Annotated in this window: 5 protein-coding genes; all 5 read right to left on the bottom strand. The window is 68.8% G+C overall.

The genetic code is table 11. From position 1 onward, the window contains the following. Positions 1-354 (bottom strand): DUF2058 family protein (locus AC1DYX_RS27820; protein ID WP_477264938.1); only part of this gene is annotated, 354 nt, incomplete at its 3' end. A gap of 44 nt (positions 355-398) precedes the next feature. Then, positions 399-1,514 carry an extracellular catalytic domain type 1 short-chain-length polyhydroxyalkanoate depolymerase gene (locus AC1DYX_RS27815; RefSeq protein ID WP_477264936.1) on the bottom strand — a complete coding sequence of 372 codons (1,116 nt, stop codon included), beginning with the start codon at positions 1,512-1,514 and terminating at the stop codon, positions 399-401. A 38-nt stretch (positions 1,515-1,552) separates the two neighbouring features. Further along, entirely contained in the window at positions 1,553-1,969 is a 417-nt protein-coding gene (locus AC1DYX_RS27810; RefSeq protein ID WP_477264934.1) for a CopG family transcriptional regulator, read from the bottom strand. A 62-nt stretch (positions 1,970-2,031) separates the two neighbouring features. Then, entirely contained in the window at positions 2,032-3,330 is a 1,299-nt protein-coding gene (locus AC1DYX_RS27805; protein ID WP_477264932.1) for an MFS transporter, read from the bottom strand. Further along, the coding region (locus AC1DYX_RS27800; protein WP_477264930.1) for a family 20 glycosylhydrolase at positions 3,323-4,927 on the bottom strand (1,605 nt) is incomplete at its 5' end. The genes AC1DYX_RS27805 and AC1DYX_RS27800, both read right to left, overlap by 8 nt.

Below are 4,927 nucleotides of genomic sequence, written 5' to 3'. Positions count from 1 at the left end.
GTCGCGCACCATGCCCGAGACGTGGATGCGCTCGATCTTCGTGCCGATCGTGAAGTTGTAGGCGACGTCCAGGTTCCCCTTGCCCTTGGGCTGGCGGTTCACCTTGACCATCTGGGCGATCTGCGCCTCGACGGCCTTGGCGGCCGCGGCGGCGTCGCGCTCGGCGTTGAGCTGGCGGGCGCGCTCGGCCTGCTGGCGCTGGGCCTCGAGTGCGGCCTCCTTCGCCTCATTGACGCTCTGCACGCCCGTGCGGCGTTCGATTTTTTGCTGCTTGACCTTTTCCTGGTTGGCGACCTTGACCTTTTTCTTGTCGACCAACCCGGCCTTCATCAGCTGCTCTTGCAGGGAAACCATGTACCACTCCATCCACGATGCTCGGAATCCCTCAGCATAGCAAATCAGGACCGGGCGAGGAAGAAGCGCAGCATCTCGGCCGACGCATCCGGCCCCGCACCATCCGTGTACGACCCGGCCGGACTGCCGCCCGCCCACGCATGGCCCGCCCCGTGCACGACCCAGTATTCCGCGACCACCTTGCCGGCATCGTCCAGCGCCGTCGTACGCGTATAACCACGTCCGCTACCGGTCGTGCCGCTTTCTTCGATCTCGCTCAACTTGCCGTCATGCGTGAACTGGTGGAACAGCGCCTCGCCATTGGATGGATGAACGACGGCATCCTGGTCCCCGTGGATGACGATCAGCGGCACCCGCCGGCGCAAGTTGGCGTGGCGCTTGCCCTTCGACGTGCCCTTCATCGCGTGCAGCCCGGACATCAGGTCGCGCGCGGCCCCCACCGGCAAGCCGGAGTGAACCCCGACGGCCGCGTACAGTTCGGGGTAGGCGGCGCCCATCACGGCCGCCATCGCGCCGCCCGCCGACAGGCCCGCCACGTACACGCGGCGCGGGTCGGCGCCGTGCGTGCGGATGATCTCCCGGGTCATGTCGGCGATCAGAGACGGCTCCCCCTCCCCGTGCCCCTGGTGCGCCGCATCGAACCAGTTCCAGCAGTTCGACCCGTTGGCGCCGCGGTCCTGTTCCGGGTACAGCACGAGGCAGTTTTCCTCCTCGGCCAGCCGGTTCATCGCCGTGCCGGCCGCGAAATCGCCGGCATCCTGCTGGCAACCGTGCAACATCACGACGAGCGGCCGCGGCCCGGAGGCAGCGCGCGCCGGCACATATAAACGGTAGCGACGCGTGCCGGCCGCGTTGCCGAACTCGCCTTCGAGGAAGGTGCCCGGCGCATCCGGCGTGGCGGGACGCGGGCGCTGGCGCAGTCCGTCGAAACGGGCGCGCCAGTCCGCGAACGGCGCATCGCCTTCCGGAATGGCGCTGCGGCCCCAGGCCGGCGCGCCTTTCATGTCTGCGAACGGCGCGGCGAACGGCGGACGCGCGGACGCGTGCGCACCGGGCTGGCCGCCGCCCGGCATCAGCCCGGCGTTGCGCAGCGTTTCGTGGATGAGCGCCGTCGCGGCGGCCGGGTCCTTGCCCTGGCCCTCGCGGACCGCCTTGAGCATGTTCTCAACAAATTTTTCGTAGGGTTTCATCGTGTACCTCAGGATAGGATGCGGTCCGCGAGCGCGGTCTTGACGGGGGTGGGCGCCATGAACGCGCCCAGCACCTGGATCGATGCGATGGCGGCGCGCGCCAGCTCGGGCGTCACGTCGTCGTCGATCGTGGCGAGGCCCAGCACGTGGATGTCGAGCCGTTCGCCGGCGGCGACGCTCGCCTCCAGCTCGGCCCGGGTATAGCGCTGCATCCCCATGACGAAACGCTTGCGCGTGACCGTCTGGCGGATCGCGTCGCCGTGCTGCTGCAACTGGTTGCGGATGGCCGTGCGGACGAAATCCGTGCGGTTCGTATAAAAACCCTCCGCCACGAGCAGGTCCATCTGCGCCAGGTCGACGAGGCCCAGATTGATCGTGACTTTATCGGTATCGGGAAATTTTGGTTTCGTTTCAACAAGCTTCATGATGGCTTCCTTGGATTCATACGCCAATCATACTCCAACCAGAGTATATATGGCGTATAAATTCACGAAACCTGGGAAGCCGGTGTCATCTTCACAAAACGGACCAGCACAAGGATAGGCAGCGCCGACAGCACGACCCACAAGAAGAAATGCCGGTAGCCGAGCCATGCCTGGATGTCTCCGCTGACCACCTTCGACAGCACGAAGCCCAACTGCATGAACCCGGACCCCAGCGCGTAGTGCGCCGTCTGGTAGGGGCCGGGGGCGATCACCTGCATGATGAACAGGATCATGCCGACGAAGCCGAAGCCGTAGCCGAACATCTCGGCCGACAGCGCCGCGGTGACGAGGCCCAGGTCCGACGGTTGCGCCGTGCCCAGGTACCAGAACACGAGGTTCGGCACGTTCATCGCCAGGATCAGCGTGAGCATCGCGCGCGCCAGGCCCACGCGCGACGTGAACCAGCCGCCGAGGATGCTGCCGACGAGGAAGGCCGCCGTGCCGGCCGTGCCGTAGATGGCGCCCACTTCCTGCGTGGAGAGACCGAGGCCGCCGAGCGCGCGCGCATCGCGCAGGAACAGCGGGCCGATCGTCTGCACCTGCCCTTCCGCGAGCCGGAACAGCAGGATGAACACGATGCCCATCCAGATGCCCGGCTTGGCGAAGAAGGCGCGCACGACGTCCGCCAGCACCGCGGCCGTGCCGCGCAAGGAAACACGCACTGAGCCTGGCCCACCCGCCGGCGCGGGCGCGCCCGGCAAGGCCCACGCGTGATACAGCCCGAGCCCCGCCAGCAGCGCGCCGAGCAGGCCGAACACGGTGGCCCACGCGGCCGGCGCGCCGACGCGCTGTTCGAGAAAGCCGGCCAGGATCACGAGTCCACCCAGCGACAGGAATTTGGCGCCGTTGAAGAACGCGCCCTGCCAGCCGGCGTAGGCAGCCTGCTGGCGGGCCGACAGGCTCGCGATATACAAACCGTCGGCCGCGATGTCGTGCGTGCTGGACGCCAGCGCCACGATGCCCAGCAGTCCGATCGCCAGCGCGAACCACGCGGGCAACTGCAGCGCGAGCGCCAGTGCCGCGAGCGCGGCGCCGCCCGTGACCTGCAGCACGACGACGACGCGCTTCTTGCTCGCGGCCAGTTCCAGGAAGGGACTCCAGAGTGCCTTGAACACCCAGGCGAGGCCCAGCACGCCGGTCCAGCGCGCGATCTGCTCGTTGGGCACGCCCATGCTCTTGAACATCAGCCCCGCCACGAGGGCGACGCTATAAAACGGCAGGCCCTGTGCGAGATACAGCGTGGGCACCCAGGCCAGCGGATGGCGGACGGGAGATAGATGGTCGGGGCGGATGTTATCCATGGGAGTCCAGTGCGATGACGACGGTTGCGCTCTTGCGCCCGCGCGTGTCGAAGGTGGCGACCTTGAACACGACCGCCTCCGGCGGCGCGTCCACCGGCGCCGTGTAGCGCGGGCCGGCCGCGTCGGGCTCGCTGCCGTCCAGAGTGTAATGCAGCGCGAGGCCCGGCAGGGCGACGTTCGCGTGGACCGTCCGGCCCGCGGCGATCGCGCCCGGCGGCGGCAGGCGGTAGCCATAGGCCAGCGGCGCGCGGTCCAGCCGTGCCAGTTCCCGCTGGCCGAGGCGGTTGGCGAACTCGTTCCAGTCGTCCGCCATCGCACGAGCGCGCGCGGCGGCGTCCCCGATCGCGCACCAGCCGGGATCCGGCGCCCACGCGCGCTCCGCCAGCGCCACGAGACGCGGCGCGGCCAGGTATTCGATGCGGTCGCGCGTGCGGGCGTTTTCTCCCCACAGCTGTCCCTGCAGGCCATTGACGCGGCGCCGGCCCTGCGGCGTCAGGCGCGTCATCGCGGCCAGGCGTTCCGCCGGCACGGCCTGCCCCATCGGGTCGCTGGCGGCGCCGACGATCATGTCCAGCGGGCAGAAGCCGAACGCGTGGCGCGTCTCGACGAAGCCGGCCCAGTAATAACCCGGCTCCTGCGGATCCTTGGCGTAGGCGAGGTCGAAGTACAGGTTGGCGGCGTTCGCCAGCACGACGTCGTGGCCGGCGTTGGCGAGGCGGTAGGCGACGTCCTCCTTGCCCGAGCCCCAGGCGTTGTTCCACGCGTAGACCTGGAAACGGGGACCGCCCTCCTCGACCACGAGCGCCGTCTCTTCCCAGCCCGCGAACGCGAGGCCGTGGCGCGCCAGGATCGCGCGGCAGCGGTCGAGAAAGTCCGCGTGCAGCTGCCCTACGTGCGTCCAGCCCCGTGTGCGCATCAGCTCCCGGCAGCGCGGCGAGCCTTCCCATGCGCCCGGCGGCACCTCGTCTCCGCCGGTGTGGATGGTCCGCAGCGGCACGCCCGCTTCGCGGTACAGCGCCGCCACATGGGCCACGACCGTATCGATGAAGCGGTCGACCGAAGGCAGCGCGATGCAGATCACGTTGTCGCGCCACAGCTGCACGGATTCGTAGACGGAGGCATCGTCAGGATCGCTCAGCAGGTAGCGCTCCGCCCCTTCGACGTCGCCCTGTGCGCGCAGGCGGTCGTGGCGCGCGCGCATCGCCAGCACGGCCGCGCGCGCGTGGCCCGGCATGTTGAATTCCGGGATGACCTCGATGTGGCGCGCATGCGCATGACGCAGGATCGCGATGAAGTCGTCGGCCTCGTAATAGCCCGTGCCTGCGGACGTTCGCACGGCGGCGCCGGAACCGAAGGACGGTGGCAGGGCGTGGCCGCCCGCCATGCCGCGCTTGCTGCCGATATCGGTCAACTCCGGCAGCGCATCGATGCGCAGCCGCCAACCCTCGTCGTCGGTCAGGTGCAGGTGCAGGCGATTCAGTTTATAACGCGCCATGCAGTCGAGCAGGCGCTTGACCGTCGCCACCGATGCGAAGTGACGGGCCACGTCGAGCATCATGCCGCGGTAGCCGAAGCGCGGCGCGTCCCACACCTCGCC

It is taken from the genome of Massilia sp. P2_C2 (assembly GCF_056404615.1).
Note: the sequence above shows the minus strand (reverse complement) of the source record. Positions and strands in the feature narration are given on the sequence as shown.